Origin of the sequence: Micromonospora sp. DT178, from assembly GCF_049841695.1 — a bacterium.
Taxonomy (GTDB): Bacteria; Actinomycetota; Actinomycetes; order Mycobacteriales; family Micromonosporaceae; genus Micromonospora.
Genome location: NZ_JBNCKV010000096.1, coordinates 1 through 248, shown reverse-complemented (window position 1 = coordinate 248; position 248 = coordinate 1). Strand labels below are relative to the sequence as shown.

The 248-nt window shown below is 66.9% G+C and carries 1 protein-coding gene; it reads right to left on the bottom strand.

Annotated features, from left to right (window positions below; genetic code table 11):
• Positions 1-248 (bottom strand): ketoacyl-synthetase C-terminal extension domain-containing protein (locus ACLQ22_RS32120; protein WP_425695623.1); only part of this gene is annotated, 248 nt, incomplete at both ends.

The window sequence follows — 248 nt, the reverse complement described above, 5'->3', positions numbered from 1 at the left end:
ATGAGGTGGGCGTTGGTGCCACTGATCCCGAACGAGGACACCCCGGCCCGCCGTGGTCGGCCGTTGCCCGGCCATGGTGTGGCCTCGGTCAGCAGTCGCACCGATCCGGCTGACCAGTCCACGTGTGTTGACGGGGCGTCCACGTGCAGTGTCTTGGGCATCAGCCCGTGTCGCATCGCCAGGACCATTTTGATGATCCCGGCGACGCCCGCGGCTGCCTGGGTGTGGCCGATGTTCGACTTCACCGA